Source organism: Arthrobacter sp. 08Y14 (assembly GCF_002929455.1).
Lineage (GTDB): Bacteria > Actinomycetota > Actinomycetes > Actinomycetales > Micrococcaceae > Arthrobacter_B > Arthrobacter_B sunyaminii.
Genome location: NZ_PJIX01000001.1, coordinates 940,406 through 959,618 on the forward strand (window position 1 = coordinate 940,406; position 19,213 = coordinate 959,618).

17 protein-coding genes are annotated in these 19,213 nt (G+C 64.1%); 3 read left to right on the plus strand and 14 right to left on the minus strand.

The window, feature by feature from the left end; genetic code table 11:
* Positions 1-78 precede the first annotated feature (78 nt).
* The 10 genes from CXR03_RS04480 to CXR03_RS04525 form a co-directional block, all read right to left on the minus strand.
* On the minus strand, positions 79-1,041 hold the full coding sequence (locus CXR03_RS04480; protein WP_258073484.1) for a glycosyltransferase family 2 protein: 963 nt from the start codon (positions 1,039-1,041) through the stop codon (positions 79-81).
* Positions 1,042-1,151: 110 nt separating this feature from the next.
* Positions 1,152-2,033: a manganese catalase family protein gene (locus tag CXR03_RS04485; RefSeq protein WP_104102203.1), complete on the minus strand. Its 882-nt coding sequence runs from the start codon at positions 2,031-2,033 to the stop codon at positions 1,152-1,154.
* Positions 2,034-2,213: 180 nt separating this feature from the next.
* Positions 2,214-3,095 (minus strand): manganese catalase family protein, encoded by an 882-nt coding sequence (locus CXR03_RS04490; protein ID WP_104102204.1) that lies wholly within the window; start codon positions 3,093-3,095, stop codon positions 2,214-2,216.
* A gap of 120 nt (positions 3,096-3,215) precedes the next feature.
* Entirely contained in the window at positions 3,216-4,415 is a 1,200-nt protein-coding gene (gene lhgO / locus CXR03_RS04495) for an L-2-hydroxyglutarate oxidase (RefSeq protein ID WP_104102206.1), read from the minus strand.
* Entirely contained in the window at positions 4,416-5,303 is an 888-nt protein-coding gene (locus CXR03_RS04500) for a fumarylacetoacetate hydrolase family protein (RefSeq protein WP_258073485.1), read from the minus strand.
* A gap of 47 nt (positions 5,304-5,350) precedes the next feature.
* Positions 5,351-6,124: an SDR family oxidoreductase gene (locus CXR03_RS04505; RefSeq protein WP_104102208.1), complete on the minus strand. Its 774-nt coding sequence runs from the start codon at positions 6,122-6,124 to the stop codon at positions 5,351-5,353.
* A complete protein-coding gene (locus tag CXR03_RS04510; RefSeq protein WP_104102209.1) occupies positions 6,124-7,029 on the minus strand; it encodes a dihydrodipicolinate synthase family protein in 906 nt (301 codons plus the stop codon). Before CXR03_RS04510 ends, CXR03_RS04505 begins: the two co-directional genes overlap by 1 nt.
* 37 nt (positions 7,030-7,066) lie before the next feature.
* Positions 7,067-9,262: a TRAP transporter fused permease subunit gene (locus CXR03_RS04515; RefSeq protein ID WP_104102211.1), complete on the minus strand. Its 2,196-nt coding sequence runs from the start codon at positions 9,260-9,262 to the stop codon at positions 7,067-7,069.
* Complete coding sequence (locus CXR03_RS04520; RefSeq protein WP_104102213.1) at positions 9,259-9,774, minus strand: hypothetical protein; 516 nt, start codon at positions 9,772-9,774, stop codon at positions 9,259-9,261. The genes CXR03_RS04515 and CXR03_RS04520 overlap by 4 nt, the downstream gene beginning before the upstream one ends.
* Before the next feature lie 5 nt (positions 9,775-9,779).
* Positions 9,780-10,778: a TAXI family TRAP transporter solute-binding subunit gene (locus CXR03_RS04525; protein ID WP_104053301.1), complete on the minus strand. Its 999-nt coding sequence runs from the start codon at positions 10,776-10,778 to the stop codon at positions 9,780-9,782.
* Positions 10,779-10,996: 218 nt separating this feature from the next.
* Between CXR03_RS04525 and CXR03_RS04530 the strand changes: the two genes are divergently transcribed.
* Positions 10,997-12,529, plus strand: coding sequence for a S10 family peptidase (locus tag CXR03_RS04530; RefSeq protein ID WP_146070454.1), 1,533 nt, complete (start codon positions 10,997-10,999; stop codon positions 12,527-12,529).
* Positions 12,530-12,559: 30 nt separating this feature from the next.
* Here CXR03_RS04530 and CXR03_RS04535 read toward each other — a convergent pair whose 3' ends face one another.
* Positions 12,560-13,060: a DUF456 domain-containing protein gene (locus CXR03_RS04535; protein WP_104102214.1), complete on the minus strand. Its 501-nt coding sequence runs from the start codon at positions 13,058-13,060 to the stop codon at positions 12,560-12,562.
* A gap of 258 nt (positions 13,061-13,318) precedes the next feature.
* On the opposite strand from CXR03_RS04535, the gene CXR03_RS04540 reads away from it, so the two are divergent.
* The gene (locus tag CXR03_RS04540; protein ID WP_104102216.1) at positions 13,319-14,329 is read left to right on the plus strand and encodes a YrzE family protein; all 1,011 of its coding nucleotides are present in this window, start codon (positions 13,319-13,321) and stop codon (positions 14,327-14,329) included.
* 94 nt (positions 14,330-14,423) lie between these two features.
* On the opposite strand, the gene CXR03_RS04545 is transcribed toward CXR03_RS04540, so the two are convergent.
* Together CXR03_RS04545 and CXR03_RS04550 are read right to left on the minus strand one after the other, a co-directional pair.
* Positions 14,424-15,332 carry an SDR family oxidoreductase gene (locus tag CXR03_RS04545; protein WP_104102217.1) on the minus strand — a complete coding sequence of 303 codons (909 nt, stop codon included), beginning with the start codon at positions 15,330-15,332 and terminating at the stop codon, positions 14,424-14,426.
* Between the two features lie 276 nt (positions 15,333-15,608).
* A complete protein-coding gene (locus CXR03_RS04550) occupies positions 15,609-16,814 on the minus strand; it encodes a multidrug effflux MFS transporter (protein WP_104102219.1) in 1,206 nt (401 codons plus the stop codon).
* Positions 16,815-16,922: 108 nt separating this feature from the next.
* Here CXR03_RS04550 and CXR03_RS04555 point away from each other — a divergent pair, with 108 nt between their 5' ends.
* Positions 16,923-17,369, plus strand: coding sequence for a universal stress protein (locus CXR03_RS04555; protein ID WP_104102220.1), 447 nt, complete (start codon positions 16,923-16,925; stop codon positions 17,367-17,369).
* 61 nt (positions 17,370-17,430) lie between these two features.
* On the opposite strand, the gene CXR03_RS04560 is transcribed toward CXR03_RS04555, so the two are convergent.
* Positions 17,431-19,062, minus strand: a complete 1,632-nt coding sequence (locus tag CXR03_RS04560) for a carboxylesterase/lipase family protein (RefSeq protein WP_104102222.1) — start codon at positions 19,060-19,062, stop codon at positions 17,431-17,433.
* Positions 19,063-19,213 lie beyond the last annotated feature (151 nt).

The window sequence follows — 19,213 nt, forward strand, 5'->3', positions numbered from 1 at the left end:
TGACATAAAACACAGGCATGTCCGGAGTGTGACTCGGCGCCGCAGATGCAGCAGCGCCGAAGCTGCAGCGGCATCGCGTCAAATGATCCTTCGGAGCCGGCGCTGGGAGTGTCCGGCGATGAGGAGCCGCTTCCCCGCGTAGGGAACTCCGCCCCTCATCCGCCAGCCCACCGCCAGCCAGATGCTGACCGCACGCTCCGCCACCCACAGCGGGGCCCACAGAGCAGCGTCCGCCTTGAACACCCGCGCTCCGCCCGCCCGGCGCCGGCCAATCTCGGCTGTCATGACGCTGATTGCCGCAACCATTGCCAGCCGTGCCGGTTCCTTCCGGAGTATCAGAAGCAGCGGCAGCAGCGCAGCCTCAGCGGCAAAGCGACCTGGCTGGGCAAAATCGTCATAGGCCTGGCGCACCCGCTGGCCCCAGAAATGACGGACTGAACAGCAGATCCTGGGGACATAGAGGTCATCCGCCCGAATTTCCCGGCCGCCCGCGGCCCGGATGGTGCGAATGAGTTCGAGGTTCTCGAAGAGGACATCGCCGCTGTAGCCGCCGGCCGCCTGCAGCGTTGACTTGCGGATGGCCAGCGTCCCGGGATAGTCAGAGCCGAGCGCTCTGTTGATCAGCGTCCTGGCGGTGTCCCAGCGGGCATGCCACGGTCCTGAGTCCGCGAAATAGTTCTGGGGGCGGACGGCGTCGGCGTTTTCGAGCAGTGCGACCACACGCTCGAGAGATTCGCAGGTGTACCGCACATCGTCGTCGGCAATCACCAGGTATTCAAACGCGCTGAGCTGTACCCCCGTCAGCACGCCCTCGACTTTCCCGTTCGTCAAACCCAGCGGATGAGGGCGGCAATGCCGTACAGCCGGAGGGAAAACCTTTGCATGCAGGGAGAACTGGGGGGCAGGAGAACCGTCAACCACCAGGACGGAGATCCACTGGCTCAGCTCTTCCAGATACCGGCAAAGCGAGGCAAGGTCCCCGCCGTCGTTCCATTTGAGCGGCAGGATATAACCGGCTTCAGCCAGTACGGGACGAACCACAACGCCACGCCTCCCCAGATGAGCCCGCCGCCGGACCGCTTACTGCCATGTGGATGCCGGGGTTACCGCCGGACCTGTGGACGGCGGCAGCCCCGGCACCAGCTCTTCAGTTACTCCTTGTGCAGCTTGTCCTGAACGCTGCCGGCCATCTTTTCGACTATGTTCGGCAGATCAGTGGTGCCGTAATAGCGGGCATCCACCCTGGTGGGAGGCGGCATGGGCGCGGAGGTGGTCGGTCCGTCGTGATAGCTGAACTCGCCCAGACCGTCCGGCGTGGGACCCGAAGCCCATGATCCTTCCGAAGCTGTCTTTCCGTCCGAGAAGTTCAAATACTGGTACGAGACGGAGCGCTCTTCCTTCTTGATCGGGAAGTTGGACGGTACCGGAAGAGATTCAGCGCCTTCGGCCTGCAGCTCCCTTGCCGCCGCCAGCCACTGGTTCTGATGCATGGTGTCGCGGGCCAGCAGGAACGAGAGCATATCCCGCACGCCGTGGTCATCGGTCATATGGTAAAGACGGGCCACCTGCAGCCGGCCCTGCATTTCGGCATTGGCATTAGCGGTGAAGTCAGCCAGCAGATTGCCGCTGGCAGTGATGTAGCTGCCCTGCCACGGGTTTCCGTTGGAATCCACCGGACGCGCACCGGCCCCGGCCACGATGGCCTGCTGAACATCCATTCCTCCCACAACCGCAGCGACCGTGGGGTCGGACTGTACGGCGTCTTCGGTAATGCCCAGCGGGGCCTTCTCCAGAAGCTGGGCAATCATGATGGCCAGCATTTCCACGTGGCCCATTTCCTCTGCACCAATTCCGTACAGCAGGTCCCGGTACTTGCCGGGAATGTGGGAATTCCACGCCTGGAATCCATACTGCATTGCGACCGTGATCTCACCGTACTGCCCGCCAAGTACTTCCTGGAGCTTGCGGGCATACACCGCATCAGGTTTGTCCGGCGTGGCTTTGAATTGGAGTTCCTGCTTATGAAAGAACAATCTGCGCCTCCGTCACTTTCCCGACTTACGGTCCAGTCCGCGGACCCGCGGGGCTGGTAGCTAAACTACCCAAACCATAAATAATCAGCAAGCTTTCTATTATTAGCGCGTCTTGCAGGCGGCACCCGCGCAGAGACTTGGCCCCGGACCGTGTCCGGGGCCAAGCGCCGTGTTACGGAACTATTCCTTGTTCAATTTGTCCTGCACCGCTCCGGCGGTCTTCTCTACGATGTTGGGAAGATCAGTGGTGCCGTAGTAGCGGGCATCCACGCGGGTGGGCGGGGGCATGGGGGCCGACGTCGTCGGGCCGTCGTGGTAAGTGAACTCACCGTGTCCGTCCGGAGTGGGGCCGGATGCCCAGCTGCCTTCGGATGCCGCCTTGCCGTCTGAGAAGTTCAGGTACTGATAGGAGACCTCGCGGTACTCCTTGTTCAATGGGAAGTTACTGGGGACGGGCAGCTGCTCCATTCCGCTTGCCTGGAGCTCCAGAGCCGCCGTGGTCCACTGGTTCTGATGCATGGTGTCACGGGCCAGCAGGAAGGAGAGAAGGTCCCGCACGCCGTGGTCATCGGTCATATGGTAAAGCCGGGCAACAGCGAGCCTGCCCTGCATTTCGGCGTTGGCATTGGCGGTGAAGTCGGCCAACAGGTTACCACTGGCAGTGATGTAGCTGCCCTGCCAGGGATTGCCGTTGGAATCCACCGGACGCGCACCGGCACCGGCCACGATGGCATGCTGCACATCCATGCCTCCAACCACAGCCGCCACTGTTGGGTCATTCTGGACGGCGTCTTCCGTGATTCCCAGCGGCGCCTTCTCCAGCAGCTGGGCAATCATGACGGCCAGCATCTCCACATGGCCCATTTCCTCCGCACCGATTCCGAAGAGCAAGTCGCGGTATTTGCCGGGAATGTGGGTGTTCCAGGCTTGGAATTCATACTGCAGGGCAACCGTGATTTCACCGTACTGGCCGCCAAGTACTTCCTGAAGCTTGCGGGCATACACGGCATCGGGCTGGTCAGGTGTGGACTTGAATTGGAGTTCCTGCTTGTGGAAAAACATAGATACCTCCGTGAGGGGTTGGAGCACCCGCTTCCGCACCGCTTTGACAGCCGGGGAGCCGGTGCGCGGACCCCCAACGTAGCCGCGGCAACCCCTGCAAGGGAAGAGTGGTCAGCATACTTAGTGTTGGCTGTCGGTCAGTTCATCGGCGATCAGGCGGCCAATTTCCAGCGCTGCCGTGGCCGCCGGAGACGGTGCATTAAGCACGTGAATCTGCCGGGGTGCCCGCTCATACAGGAAGTCATCCACCAGGGTTCCGTCCCGCCGCATGGCCTGTGCCCGCACCCCGGAATGTGCCGGCACGAGGCAGTCATCCGGAAGAGCCGGTACCAGTTCGCGCAGTCCGGCAAGGAAGCGTTTCCGTGACAGTGACCGGGCAGTTTCAGAAAGTCCCACCCTCCAGAACTTTGCTCCCAATTTCCAGAGCCCCGGCCAGGCGGCGCTGTCCAGCACATCCCGCGGGTTGACCGTCAACCAGGTGTATCCCTCCCGGGCCAGGGCAAAGACGGCGTTCGGACCGGCGTGTACGGATCCTGTGGTCATTTTGGTCAGATGGACGCCCAGAAACGGAAAGGCTGGATCCGGCACCGGGTAGATCAGCCCGTTCACCAGATGCTGTGCCTGCGGAGTCAGCTCGAAGTAGTCGCCGCGGAACGGGATGATCCGCACATCGGGCCGGATTCCGGCCAGGCGTGCAACGCGGTCGCTGTGCAGCCCCGCGCAGTTCACGAACTGATGGCCCCGGAAAGTTCCGGCATCCGTCTCGACGGTGACCCCGCCGGCGTCGGAATGCACAGCCGACACCTCGGCATTGAGGTGTATTTCTCCCCCGGCCTCCCGGATCAGGCGGACCAGCGCTGCGCAGACGCCCCGGTAATCCACAATCCCGGTGGACTCCACCCGCAGCGCCGCGAGGCATTGGACGTTCGGCTCATAGCCGCGCGCTTCTTCCGGTCCAATGAGACGGCAGGGAACACCGTTCTCCATTCCGCGGCGAAGCAGCTCCTTCAGGGCCGGCAGCTGGCTTTCCCGGGTTGCCACTACGAGCTTTCCCGTGATCCGCACATCCACGCCGTGGGTTTCGGCGAAGCCGCGCATGGAGCTGGTCCCGGCGGCGCCCAGGGCTGCTTTCAGGCTTCCCGGCGTGTAGTACAGCCCGGAATGGATGACGCCGGAGTTGTTGCCGGTCTGGTGCGCCGCCACGGAACTTTCCTTGTCCAGGACCGTCACCCGGTTACCCCGCCGGGCAAGTTCAAGTGCCGTGGCCAGTCCGACGATTCCGGCGCCGGCTATTACTGCATGGTTTGGGTCCTGTGCCACTTAGGAGCCGCCGGAGCCGGTGACGGGGTTGATGAGCTCCGGAAGCCCGCTGATCCGGCATTGCGCAGTATCACCGGCCCGGATCTGAAGGGCGCCCGGTGTGCCGGTGGAAATGATGTCCCCTGGAAACAGGGGCATGACCTTGCTGTGGAAACTGATGAGGAAGGCCGGGTCATAGCGCATGTGGGACACGGTGTTTGTGCGCTGCTGCTCTCCGTTCACCACGGTGGAAACCACCAGGTCCCCCAGCGTCCCCTCCCCCACGGCCTCGGCCAGCGGAACAATCTGGGGACCAAAGGAGAAGAATCCCGGAAAGTTCTTGGCTCGGGTGAGGAACCGCGGATTGCGTTCCAGGATGTCTTCAGCCGTCTGGTCCAGCACCGGCACGAGGCCTGCCGCGTAGGACAGGGCGTCTTCGGGTTCCACATTGCGGCAGTAGCGTCCGATCACCACACCCACTTCCGCCTCCGTGGTGGTGCGTATGCTCTGTTCCGGAACAGGAATGGCTTCTCCGGGACCAATGACGGTGTGGTCGCCCTTGATAAAGGACGCCGGTTCGTCGGGAACAACTTCCGCCAGGTCAGAAGCATGTTCCAGATAGTTCAAACCGATGCCCCAGATGAGCCGTGGATGACGGTAGGGTGCGCCGTAGGTGACGGACCCGGGATTGGTGAAGACGGCGTCGTCCGCTTTCTCCGCCGCGTCCTCCAGGTCCCCGAGCAGTCCGTTGTTCAGGACTGCCAGGAGATCACCGGTGAATCCCGGCAGCAGGTCGCGGACCAATGCCGTGCCGCGCTGTGGATGGACGACGGCGGGCGCTTCCACCGGGTGTTCCGGGCTGGAGCTGCCCTCATGGATGGAACACAGGCGCAGGATACGGGGAGTCACGGAAACGGTCCTTTCAATAGTGGGCGAAGGCGTCCGGCAGGAACTCTCTAATAGGAACGGACCAGTCCGCCGTCACACCGGATCTGCTCCCCGGTGACGTAGGACGCGGTGGTTCCGGCGAGGAAGGTGACGACGGCGGCAAACTCCTCGGGGCGCCCGTACCGTCCGGCGGGGATCGAGGCTTCGGAAGCTGCGCGGACCTCTTCGGGGGTTTGTCCGGACCGCGCGGCGGCAGCGGAATCCAGGGAGGCAACGCGGTCTGTATCTATCCGCCCGGGAAGCACCATGTTGACTGTCACCCCTTCAGCGGCAACTTCAGCCGCCAGGGTTTTCAGGTAACCGGCGAGGCCTGCCCGGGCCATGTTGGACAGGGCGAGGTTGGGCAGCGGCTGCTGAACTCCGGAGGAGCCCACCGCGATAATCCGCCCCCAGCCGCGGCGGCGCATGCCGGGCAGGACCAGGGAGGTGAGCCGCAGCTGCTGGAGGAGCAGCTGGTTCACGGCCGCGGCTGCCTGCTCGGCCGTCAGATCCGCGGCAGCACCCGGCGGTGGACCGCCGCTGTTCAGCACCAGCACGTCAACCGGCCCAAACGCCTCCTCCGCCAGCCGGGCCAGCTCCTCCGGGGCACCGCCGTCGTTCAAATCCACCGTCACGCCGACGGCGGATGCCAGGCGGGCAGCCTCCGCCTCCACAACTTCCCTCCTGCGGGCGGCGAGCACCACGTTGGCACCCTCCTCGCTGAGTGCGCGTGCAATGGCCAGGCCGATCCCGGAACTGGATCCCGGAATGAGCACATTCTTGCCTTTCACCCCAATGTCCATCAGATGACCTCCATTCGAACTGCTGCGAGCTGGGCTTCAATGAGATCGGACAGTTCCGGCGGAAGGGACGGTGCCGGCGGACGGACGGACGCTTCGGCAATAATGCCCCGCCGACGCAGCACCTCCTTGCGCAGCGCCAGGCCAACACCGGGCTGGGCTTCGAAATTGGCTAGCGGCAGCCAGGGCGCGAAGGCTGCCCGCGCCTCGTGGAATCCCCCCTTGCGAAAGCCGTCCAGCGCGGCGAGGAGCCCTTCCGGGTGCGAGAACCCGGTCATCGCTCCGGCGGCTCCCGCTGCCAGTTCATCAAGCAGTCCCACTCCGCCCAGGCCTCCGAAGACCGGAATCCGGGTTCCGCGGGTGAGCCTGGCGACGGCAAGGGCCGTGGGAGGAGCCTCTGACTTCACTGCCGTAATGAACGGGCAGCGTTCGACGACGGAGAGGATCTGCTCGGCACCGATATGCACTGATGACGCCACCGGATAATCCTGCAGCACAATTCCGGCACCGGTGGCCTCGTGGATGGCGCTCAGATGGGCGGCGAGGACCTCGGGGACCGGACTGTTGACCTGCACCATCAAAGCGGCAAGGCTGCTGCCGGCGGCCCGGGAGGCGGCAACAGCCTGTTCAAGCGCCGGAGCAGTGCTGCGTGCGGAGATTCCCACCACCAGGGGGCATGTCCCGGCGTCCCGGGCAACGGAGCGCACGGTTAGTTCCTGCTCCTCGGAACTCAGTGCGGCACCCTCGCCAAAGACACCCAGCACCACCACTCCGGCAGCGTTGAGACCCGTGTACAGCTGGACTTCCCGGCGCAGGGATTCAGTGTCCACAGCCAGCGCGGGACCGTAAAAAGGCGTGGCCAGTACACCCCAGAGTCCGGGAGCCAGCGGGGATACGGACGTGGTCATGAGGCGTCCTTTCGCGTTTTCACGGCAGAGCCGGCACTCACGGCGTTTCCGTGGCGGCCGGCGGGACGGGTGAGGGCGCCCGGTGGCTGCCTCGGCGGACGACGGCGGCGGGCGGAGCGGCGCTTCTGTCCGGCAGTTGGTCGGGGGTGTCCCCTGCGCGCCTGCGCAGGCCGACCAAATGCACCAGGACGCCCGCAGCAATAATGCCCAGACCAATACCGATATACATCGGTTCCATAATCAGCATCGGCAGTGAACCAATGCCCAGCAGAACCCGTTCGGGCCAGCGGGCCAGCCCAAAGAGCCATCCTCCGGTCGCCACGGCCAGAGCAGCGACGGCCACCAGGGAGACGGCCAGCGCGAGGATAACGGTGGCCGGCCCTCCCTGCATCAGCAGGCCGATACCCGGTCCGGACATCACGAAGATGAAGGGCACCAGGAATGCGGAGAGTGTGTACCGCCAGGTCAGCCACATGGTTTGGATGGGCTTGCCGCCGGTGATCGCTGAGGCCGCGAACGGCGACAGTGCGGTGGGAGGCGAGACCTCACTCAGGACGGAGTAGTAGAAAATGAACATCGCCGCGGCAAAAGCGGGAACGCCAACGTCCTGCAGCGCCGGACCGATGATGACCCAGGAAATGATGAAGCTGGCGGTCACCGGAACAGCCAGGCCAAGCAGGGTTACTGAAATCGCCGAGAAAACAGCCGTCAGCAGCAGGCTTCCGCCGGCGAAGTCCACAATGATGTTGGCCAGCTTCAGGCCCAGTCCGGTCAGCGTCATCACGCCCACGATCAGTCCGGCGGCGGCCATGACCGGAATGACGGACAGGGCACCGGTTGCGCCTGCGGACAGGGCGTCCCAGATGCGCCTCGGCGTCATCCAGGACTGCCGGTCCAGGAAACTCAGGACAAAAGCGAGTCCGGTGGCATACACCACCGCCCGGAACGGCGTCATGCCCATCATCATGAACACGACAATCGCCACCAGCGAGCTGAAGTGGTAACCGAAGCGCAGCAGGAGCCTGCCGACGGGCTTGACCTCGAAATCGACGGCCTTGGTCTTGAACCGGCGGGCATCCATTTCGATGGCCAGGATGATGCCGAAGTAATAGAGCAGCGTCGGGATCGTGGCCCAGATCAGGACCTGCAGGTAGGACACGCCCAGCAGTGCGGCAATAATGAAGGCAGCTGCTCCAAGGGTGGGCGGAGACATGATGGCACCAATACCGGCCGCCGCCAGGATGGCGCCGCCGTGTTCCTTCGGGTAACCCGCCTTGCGCAGCAGGGGCCATGAAATTCCGCCGAGTGTCACCGTGGTGGCTACGCCGGATCCGGAGACCGTGCCCAGCAGGAACCCGGCCAGGGTGACTGTCCGGCCGGGGCCGGATTTGGACTGGCCGAAGGCCGAGAAGGACAGGTCAATGAAGAATTTCGTGGCACCGGAGGACGCCAGTACGGCGCCGTAGATGGTGAAGAGGATGATGTACGACGCCGCCACGTCGGTGGGCACGCCGAACAGCCCCTGGGTACCCATCACGTTGTGGCCCACCAGCCGGATCCAGCTGAAGTCCGAGGTGTTGAACGGTGCAGGCACCAGGGTTCCGAAGGACGCGTAGACGAAGAAGACCAGCACCACAAGGGGAACAAGGATGCCCACGGTCCGGCGGGAGGCTTCCAACGTGACCAGGATGGCGATGATTCCCATGACCAGGTCCAGGTAGGTGGGCGTGATGGCCCGGCGGAAGAATCCGTCCCAGTTGAAGGCGATATAGACGAACGGCACCAGCGCAATAACCGCGAGCAGCCAGTCTGCAACCTGCGGGTTGTCGGCCTTTCCCTTCGCCTTGGCCTTTTCCGAGCGCCCCCAGCCCCGGTAGACGAGAAAGGTCATCGCCAGTCCCAGGCCCAGGAACATGGGCAGATAGAACTGGGTGGGCATGGGCCTGAAAACCCAGTACAGGGCAAACAGGGACAAGCCTGCACCGAACGCCTTGATCACCGAGGCGGGGAGTCCGCTGAGCTGGCGGGCCGGTTTCTCGGCCTCGAATTCGGCGATCAGGGCGTCTTCGTCAATGATGCTCTCGCGCTCGAGCGGGCTGACGACCTCGTCGCCCGCTTTGCCCAGCTGCTCCGATCTGAGCAGCGGATCTGATGCAGTGGGCGATTCGGAGCTTCCGGCGGCACCCTGGGCCGGAGCTTTGACGGCGCCGCTGCCGCGGGGTCGCTTGATCATTGATTCTCCTTGAGTTCCAGCGTCACGAAGGGATCGCCGTCGTCCACCAGCGTCCACAGTTCCAGCGGCGGCGCCCCGTCCGCATGGACGGCGCGCTGTCCCAGGTCGGTGGCCGCCAGGGACAACCGCGTGAAGGCGGCGGGCCGGGCCGGATCCGGGTCAGCAACCCACTGTCTTCTGTCCGGCGGTTCCGCCGCCTCGGGGGCACCGGGCACCGCATAGTATTCCTCCAGCACCGCCATCTGGTCCGCCGCGAGCTGCACCAGCAGATAACTGCCGTCGGGTCTGACCTCGTAGCGTTCTTCGGCCACGGTGCCGTAAATCGAGTTCCGGTAGCTGACGGCGAAGGAATCCCCGTGAAGGGGAACCTCCGCCAGCCGGCCGCTGTCATTGCTGACGCTCAGCGTCCATTCGACGGATTGCTGCCGGTGCCCGGCTGCCCCGGCAACGCCGGCCAGTCCGGCAGCCCCCGCAACTCCCAGCATCACGACGACGGCGGCCGGCCGGCGCATGAGGGCTAGCTTCCCGCCTGGTCGAAGTAGGTCGCCGCTCCCGGACAGGTGTCTACGTAGGAAACGTCACCGGCTGTGGCGGCGTCCATTTCTTTGGCCGAGGGATGCACTTTTTCGAGTTGCTCAACGTTGTCAAAGAGCGCAGCGGCAATGTCCTGCTGCAGCTGCTCGTCCATCTTGGGGCTGGCAATCAACAGGTTGGGCGAGGCGATGGCCTGGACGGCTTCGGTTTGGCCCTCATAGGTGTTGGCCGGGATTTCTTCGGCCAGGTAGTACTCGCCGTAGGTTCCCGCCATGGATTCTGCATACTGCCCGATGGGAAGCAGGACCATATCGCCGTCGCTGGCCAGGTCGATCAGCGCACCGGTGGGCAGTCCGCCGGACCAGAATCCGGCGTCGATGGTTCCGTCCCGCAGGGCTGCCACCGTTTCCGCGACGCCCAGCTGGCGCCGTTCCACACTGTCCGGGTCAACGCCGGCCGCCTCGAGGATCCGCAGTGCACCAACTTCGGTGGCTGATCCCGGAGCTCCCACTGAAACAACCTTCCCGACAAGCTGCTCCGCGCTGGTAATACCCGTGCCGTCAACGGTGACGGCCTGCAGATAGTTGTTGTAGATGTTGCCCAGCGAACAAATCTCCTGCGGCTTGCCTTCGAATTCTCCAACGCCTTCCACGGCGTCGGAAACCACGTCACCCACCGAAAAAGCGATCTGGGCTGACCCGTTGGCTATCAGCAGCACGTTGTCCACGGAAGCATTGGTTTCCTGGACTGTGGCGTCATAGCCCTCAATGTTCTCTCGGATAGCGGTGGCAAAGCCGCCGCCCAGCGGGTAGTACACACCACCGGTGCCGCCGGTCGCAATGGACAGCGTGCCGCCGCCGCCGTCCGCGCCGGCCCCGGAATCGCCGGACGTATCGGGGCTGCCGCAGGCGGAGAGGAGCAGTGCCGGGGCGATGAGCGCTGCCGTGCCGAGACGCAGCCAGCTCCGTTGGTTCAAAGGCATGGATTCTCCCTGGTTAAGCGCGCCGCGGGCGCGAGTAGATGAGAAGCGTTAAGGATCCTGAAACTGCCGGTGGAACAGGCGCGTGGCCTGCAGCGTTGCAGGCCAGCACCTCTGGGGGAGAACCTATCCAAGTCCCCTTAAAAATGTAAGGTGCGTCACATAATCGTGACGTGCGCCCTGATCCGGCCCGCAGGTGTGGAACTGGTTAGACTGCTCCAATGCCCCATGACGAGCAGCACCAGGACGCCGACAATCAGCACCAGAGCCGTGAGAACCCCGGAAACGGCGGAGAGCCGGAAGGAAGGAACCCGAGGGTTACCGATGATTTCACGGTCCGCCGCCACACTCTTCCAACCGGCCTGAAATACACCACCACGGCCGGACGCCTGGTGCTGCGGCGGGAAGAAACCAAGGACGGAAAAGCGGACGGTTTCCTGCCCAAGGCCGAGATTTTCCTCGTCGCCTACACCGCTGATCCGGGCGAACCGGCGGCGGAAGAGCAATCACCTGCCCCGCAGGCAAACCGCCGTCCGGTGGTGTTCGCCTTCAACGGCGGCCCCGGCTCGTCCTCGGTGTGGCTGCATATGGGCCTGCTGGGACCCCGGATGGTTGATTCCGGGGACGTTGGGGCACTGACGCCTCCTCCGTTTGGCCTGGTGGACAATCCGGAAACCATCCTGCAGCACGCGGACCTGGTGATGATCGATCCGGTCAACACCGGGTTTTCCCGAGTGGTGGACGGCAACGAGGCCGCAGAGTTTCACGGCTTTGAAGAGGACCGGGACCTGGTGGCGGAAGTCATCCGGCTCTGGACCACCCGCAACAACCGCTGGCTCAGCCCCAAGTACCTGGTGGGCGAGTCCTACGGCACCCTGCGTGCCGTCGCCGTCGCCGGACGGCTGTTCGATGCCTACGGCCTGGCGGTCAACGGGCTCGGACTGATTTCCACGGTCCTGAACATGGCCACGCTGGATTTTGCCCCGGGCCGCGACACTCCGTACGCACTTCATCTGCCCACTTACGCGGCCATCGCGCATTTCCACGGGCGGCACGGAGACCGGCCGCTGGCTGACGTAGTGCGCGAGGCGGAGGAATTCGCCGGACGGGAGTTCGGCTACGCACTGACCCAGGGTTCCCGGCTGAGCACGGAAGATCTCGACGACGTCGTCCGCCGGCTGGCGGAAATCACCACCTTGGATGAGGGGTTTATCCGGCGCACCAACCTGCGGTGGGATTACGCCCAGTTCTCCGCAGAGCTGCTGCGCAACGAGAACCTCGTGGTGGGGCGGATAGACGGCCGGTTCACTGCACCTCCCGCGAACCAACAGGATTCCATCAACTGGGATGACCCCAGCCTGCAGGCCATCAACGGACCGTACTCGGCCGCCGTCAACCACTACGTCCGGGCCGAGTTGGGGTACGAAAACGACCTTCCGTATGAAATCCTCACCGGCCGGGTCCAGCCCTGGAGCTACAAGAGCTTCGAAGGGGTTCCCGTGGATGTCACCGGAACACTCGAACGGCTGCTGGCGCACAACCCTCACCTGCGCGTGCACGTGGACTACGGCTACCACGACGGCGCCACGCCCCACTTCGCTGCCGAGTACGTTTGGGCGCACATGCGGCTGACTGATGCTGCGCGGGCACGGTTCACGCACCACTATCACGAGGCAGGGCACATGATGTATCTGAAGCCGGAGTGCCGGCTGGACCAGCTCAACGCGCTGGCGGAGTTTGTCAGCGCCGGCTAGCCCGTATGCGGAGGGCTGGTCAGCGGCTGGTCAGCGGCTGGCGAAATGCCACCAGATCCCGCCCGCAAACACGGATCCGGCTGCGAAGGCAAGGCCCAGTTCCACCAGGATGCCCAGCCCCATCGCCTTCAGTGCGGCATAGCTGGCCGACCACGCCTCGGGCAGGCTGCGGCGGCGAAAGAACTCACTGAGCAACAGACCCGCCACAAACCCCACAATGAGCCCCACCACGGGAATCAGGAACATTCCCACAACACCCACCACCACTCCCGCCAGAACGGAAGTATTGGGGACCTGGCGCTGCTTCAACCTCCTGCCGGTCAGCACCGCACTGGCGAGCAAACCTGCCAGCGCCAGCACGGCGCCCACTCCGAAGGTCCACCATGCGGCTGTGCTTTGCATGCCTAGCGCCCAGCCAAGCAATGCGGCGATGATCAGAATGCTGCCAGGCAGAACCGGAATGATGATTCCGGTGAGACCCACGGCGACGGCAAGGGCGGCAATGACGGTAATGACTATGTCGGGGTCCATTCCTCCAGTGTTTCATTTGGGCGCCGACCCCGGATGCCGACCTGCCGGTGCGGAGTTTTCCCTCCGGTTTGGGATTCTTCTCCGGTTTGGGAAAATCCGTCCGGTCCGCCGCGGCAGGGATTTCCCAAACCGGTCGATTTGTCCCAAAGCGGAGTTCCAGGCGGGCAGCCGGGGATCATGGGCAAGTGGAGAAAATAGTAAGGATACTTATAAGCTGGCTCTGACAGCCCGATCACTCGATGGCAACAGGAGACACAGATGAGCACGGAACCAGGCAACAACGGCCGGGCCGGAGCCAACAACTCCGGCGACTTCGGAAATTCCACAGGCCCGGACGGCGGACGCCTGCGCGACAGGTCGGACCGATTGGCTCCCGCCGACGAAACCCAGGTCCTGCCCGCGGGCAACGGATCCGAGGCACAGAACTCCCCGGCGACCGGGGCAACCGCAGCAACCGGAGCAACCGCAGCCGGGAACCCTGCCACAGGAACCTCGACGGGGGCTTCCGGCAACAGGATGAACGACGACGGGCGCACCCAGGCGATGCCGGTGAGCCACACCAAGGATCCCAACGCAGACTATGACGACGGCACCGAATACCGCCCCGGGGACGGCGGACGCCACACCGGCGACGACTCCGGACGCACGGCCGTTCGCAGCACCGAAAACAGAGGTGCCCTGCCCGGCAAGGCCAACCGCGAGGCCCTGCTGGCGATGGAAAAGGAACGTTTTGGCGGCATGAAGTTCGGAGCGGCTTTCTTCGGCTGGCTGACCGCCACCGGAATGGTGGTGCTCCTGTCCGCTCTGGCAGCAGCCATTGGCGCCGCCGTCGACTTCAACACCGACAATGACCTGGGCCAGTCCCTGGACCAGGCGATGGCCAATCAGAGTGCCGGCATCATTGGCACGGTCATTTTGCTGCTGGTCCTGCTGCTGGCCTACTTCGCCGGCGGGTACGTGGCGGGACGGATGGCACGCTTCAACGGCCTCAAGCAGGGTCTGGCCGTTTGGCTGTGGGCCCTCATCGCCGGACTGGTTGTTGTGGTGCTTGGACTGATCTTCGGTGACGACATCCGCAGCATCACCCAGCTGAACACTGTGGCGCCCCTTCCCGATGACCTCGACGGGGCCACAGCGGCAACCTGGCTCGCCGTCGCCGCAACGCTGGCCGCGACCCTCATCGGTGCACTGCTCGGCGGCCTTGCCGGTATGCGCTATCACCGCCGGATTGACCGGGCCGACTACAGCGACGCAGACGTCCGCGCCTGATCTGTTCTGACTTTCCGGAGCAGACAAAAGGAACCGGCCCGCACCTTTCGAGGTGCGGGCCGGTTCCTTTTGAGCTAAGCGGGACGCCTGATCCTTACGGAGTGGGCATGCCGCCGTTGACGTTCAGGGTTTCACCGATGACGTAGCTGGATTCCGGGGACGCCAGGAAGACGTAGGCCGGGGCAAGCTCGGTGGGCTGTCCGGCGCGACCCAGTGCGGTGTCCTTGCCGAATTCCGGCAGTGCTTCCTTGGGCTGGCCATCGGACACCTGCAGCGGCGTCCAGAACGGACCCGGCGCCACGGCGTTCACGCGGATTCCCTTGGGTGCCAGCTGCATCGACAGCCCCTTGGTGAAGTTGTTGATGGCCGCCTTGGTGCTGGCATAGTCCAGCAGGAACGGTGACGGGCTGTATGCCTGGATGGAGGTGGTGTTGATGATGCTCGATCCGGCCGGCAGGTGCGGGAGGGCAGCCTTGGTGATGCGGAAGAACGCGTAGATGTTGGTCTTGAACGTGTCATCCAGCTGCTCATCAGAGAGATCTTCAAGATTCTCCACGGCAACCTGCTTACCGGCGTTGTTCACCAGGATATCCAGGCCGCCGAGGGCTTCCACGGCGTCTGCAACCAGCTGCTTGCAGTAAGCCGCGTCCCGCACGTCGCCGGGAAGGGCCACAGCCTTGCGGCCGGCATCCTCCACGAGGCGCACGATTTCCCGGGCGTCTTCCTCTTCCTCGGGCAGGTAGGCCAGTGCGACGTCGGCGCCTTCACGTGCGTACGCAATGGCAACTGCCGCACCAATACCTGAGTCAGCGCCGGTGATCAGGGCCTTGCGGCCTTCCAGCCGGCCGGTGCCGCGGTAGGATTCCTCGCCGCGGTCCGTTTTGGGTTCCAGGGTCGCATCCAGGCCGGGCTCGGGCTGGTCCTGCTTCGGCGGCGTAATGGTCGGGAAGCGGTCCACGGGGTTCTGGAAGGTGTACTGGTCGCTTGTGTTGCCGTTGGTCATAGAGTTTCCCACTTTCGGTAGGTCATTCTGCATGCGGTACGCCAATCAGGGGCGGACTTTCACCGCCCCAACAAGAAGCGTAAGTAGGCTTACTATTCTAGGCCCATGAGGCGGCATCCCTCAAGTTTGGGCTCGCTGCGCGCGGCGAAAGGGGCGCGCGGCGGGTCAGAAGAGCATGCCGAGGAACCCCACGCTGAGGCTGCCCACCAGTGCGATGATGAGGAGCCAGACGATGAGCGTTCGGTACTTGTTCATGGTTCGCATAGTCCGTCGAGTCTACCGACCGGAGGCCGAACGCGTGCGGGTGGCAATCAGCGCAGCCACGGCTACCAGTGCGGACAGCGTCATGATGACCGCCAGCGGCACCGCGGATTCCTCGCCGGCAAGTCCCGTCAGCGGTGAGACCAGTGCCCCGGCAAAGAACTGGCCGCCGCCCAGCACCGCCGATCCGCTGCCCGCGGCGAGGCCCACTTCGGCGAGGGCCAGTGACGTGGTGTTGCCCATGATGAAGCCCACCGAGGTGGCTGCGAAGAAGATGGGTACCGCCAGGAGCAGCGGTGGTGCGGCCGAAACTGACAGCACCAGAACAGCGACGGACATGGTGAGCAGCACGGATACCGCCGCCGTGACCGTCTTCCTCGGCGGTATCCGGCGGGCCAGCCGGGCGGAGACAAATCCGGCACCGACCAGGCCCATGGCGTTCACTCCGAAGGCAAGTCCATAGGCGGACGCCGTCAGTCCCATCAGGTTTTGGTACACAAAGGGCGAGGCCGAGATGTAGGCCATCAGCACACCGAAGGTACTGGCAAAGAGCACGGCATAGCCGAGGAATTTGCGGTTCGCGACGACGCCTGACAGCCCGGCCAGCAGCGGCCCGCTGCTGCGGTGGTGCAGGGGCTGGGATTCCGCCAGCACACCCGCCACACACACGAACATCACCAGTGCCAGCCCGGCAAGCACCCAGAGGACGCCGCGCCAGCCAAGGTGTTCCGCCAACACCCCGCCCACTGTCGGCGCAACCACCGGGGCCACGCCGCCGATGGTCATGAGCAGGCTGAAGGTGCGTGCCGACGTCGCGCCCGTAGTCAGGTCCGCGACCATGGCGCGCGCAATAACCACCCCTGCCGAAGCACACAGCCCCTGGAGCAGCCGGCCTGCTACAAGTACGCCCAAGTTCGGCGCCAGGGCACACACCGCGGACGCGACAACAAAGCCTCCGGATCCAAGGAACAGCGGACGGAAGCGGCCGTACCGGTCCGAGAGCGGACCGAACACCAACTGGCCGGCCCCCATACCGAGAAGGAAGGCGGTGAGGGTCAGCTGCACTGCAGTGGCGGACGCCTCGAGCTCATCGGTCATGGCCGGAAAGGAAGGCAGGTAGAGATCGGTGGCAAACGGCCCAGTGGCGGAGAGCAGGGCCAGAACCAGCAACAACCCGGTTGTCATGGCGGTAACCGGCTTGCGGCGAAACGGACTAAACATAGGCCTGATGGTACGTGGCCCCTCCCCCGCGGCTCCATTCAGGTGGAGGATGGCAGCACGGCACCATCCAGCACGCCCAAAGCCAACGTTGAGAAGGACGGATGCACCATGAGCAACGGTGAAGAGGACCGCAAACGCATTGTTGTGGGGGTGGACGGCTCCCGGCTCTCCATTGAAGCGCTCTGGAAGGCCCGGCGCCTGGCCGCAGTGCTGGGGTGCTCTCTGGAGGTGGTGACCGTCTGGGAGTACAGCATTTCCCTGGCCCCGCCGGTTCCCACGGACGTCTGGTCTCCGCAGACCCAGGCCGAGCTGACGCTCAAGGAGGCAGTGGAGGAAGCCTTCGGCGAGGACGTCCCGGCGGATCTCAAGCAGACCGCCCTGGTGGGACTGCCGGTGGAACTCCTCATCGAAGCCAGCCGCGGGGCGGAAATGCTGGTGGTGGGCAACCGCGGACGCGGCGGCTTTGCGGGACTGCTGCTCGGATCCGTCAGCTCAACGCTGGCGGCGCATGCCCATTGTCCGGTGCTGATCGTGCACCGCGGCGAATCTGCTTAGTTCGCAGGCACGGAAGGGTGGGAGAGGGCACCTGAGTGCCTACCCCCACCCCTGTGCTCAGCTACGACGAAGGCAGCGACTCGAAGAATTCACAGTTATGCAGCTCGTAAAGACCTGTTGTGACGTGGACGTCCGGTGCGAAGACGATTGCCTTGTCGCCAGCCGCCGTGTAGGCCGGCCATTTCAGCTCGCCCCGCGCAGCCGGTGCCCCGGACTTGGCAAACGCAGCCCAGTAATCCTGCATTGAATGGCCGAGTTCCTGTTCTTGGTTCGAAAGCGGGCGATCACCCAAGGTGAAATCGAACAGGTAAGCCAACTCGGCGCTGTGGGCACTCGACATGTCGATCCCTTCAGGCTGGAAGCCGAACAATGTCGGGCTGGTCGGATCATCGAAGAGGTAGCGGTAGACAGGCACGCCCTGGCCTGCGAACAATTTGGCATTCCTGTCCACTGCACAGCCGGCACCGGCGTCCGTGCGCATTGCGGCCAGAGCATAGAAGGGTGCCTCATACTCACTGGCAGGGTATTCCGCCAAAACCAGAGGACCGGCAATGTCTCCGTAGCTCTCCATCACCATCGCCTCGTATTCCGCTTCGGTGATGCCTGCGAGCTGCTGGTTCTGAAGCTTCTGTTCCCAACGGGTGTTTCCCACAATGACGGGAACCTTGTGCCAGTTGCCGGCGGCGATTGCGGCTCCCGGTGATTGCGGCAAGGTGGGTGTCCCCGTATACGCGCTCGTTCGGTTCACTACTGCCTGCGCCTTGACGAGGTCAGCCGGCCAGGCTTTTCGAAGGCAGTCAAGCTGGTTCGGGCCGACCGGGCACCCTACGGCGTCCGCGTAGTACTGTCCGCTGGCGTGTGCAGTCTCTTTGGTGATTTCACCAGCGGTGCAGGACGAACTCTGGATGGCCGCCCGGTCAACGAGCCCCTCGGTCAACGGCGTCACCAGCAAGCGGCAAACGGCCCCGCCGCCAGCGGATTGACCGAAGATGGTTACGTTGTTTGGATCGCCGCCAAAGGAACCGATCGACTTCTGGACCCACTTCAACGCTTCCACCTGATCCAGCAACGCGAAGTTCCCGCCTGCGCCAGCATCTTCCGCGTCGAGTGCCGGCAGCGCGAGAGTACCGGAGGCGCCAAGACGGTAGTTGGTGCTGACGACAATGACATCCCCCCGGTCGGCAAGGGTCTGGCCTCCGTAAAGCACGCCTGATCCCTGGGTCCCGGCGCCTCCATGATAAAAGACCATGACCGGCAGCTTGGCGCCCCTTTTGGACTTAGCCGGGCGGTACACATCCAGGTACAGGCAGTCCAGGCTCGTCGCCTGATCGTTCTTCACACCGGTGGGTTCAAACTGGAGGCAGGCAGGTTCCTGTTCGGTGGCGTCCCGCACACCACGCCATGCCTCCGGAGCCACGGGGGCCTTCCACATCAGGTCATACACGGGAGCTTGGGCGAAGGGCAGGCCGAGGAAGGCCTGCGAAGCACCCATGTCTTTTCCCCGCACCTTGCCGTAGGGAGTCTGTACCTCCAGCCCGTTGCGATGCTGCTTGTGGTTTGGCGACGCTGTTGCTGTCAGGGGCAGGGCGAGCGTGCCTGCGATAAGTGTTGTGGCCAGTGCGCTCACGACCACCAGCGCTGCAGCCCTCCGCCTTCGGGCAAACTGCCGTAGCCTGCGATGAGTTCTCAACATTGAGTAGCTCCTCTGATCACCCAGCTCGACGCATACGGGCTGTGGGATCACCGAGTATTGAGTCGCAGCTTTCCGTGCACAAGCGTCATGCCGCAACAAAAGCCAAATAGCGTGAACAGCTGCTCGCGAGGAAGCCAGACTCTTGACAAAC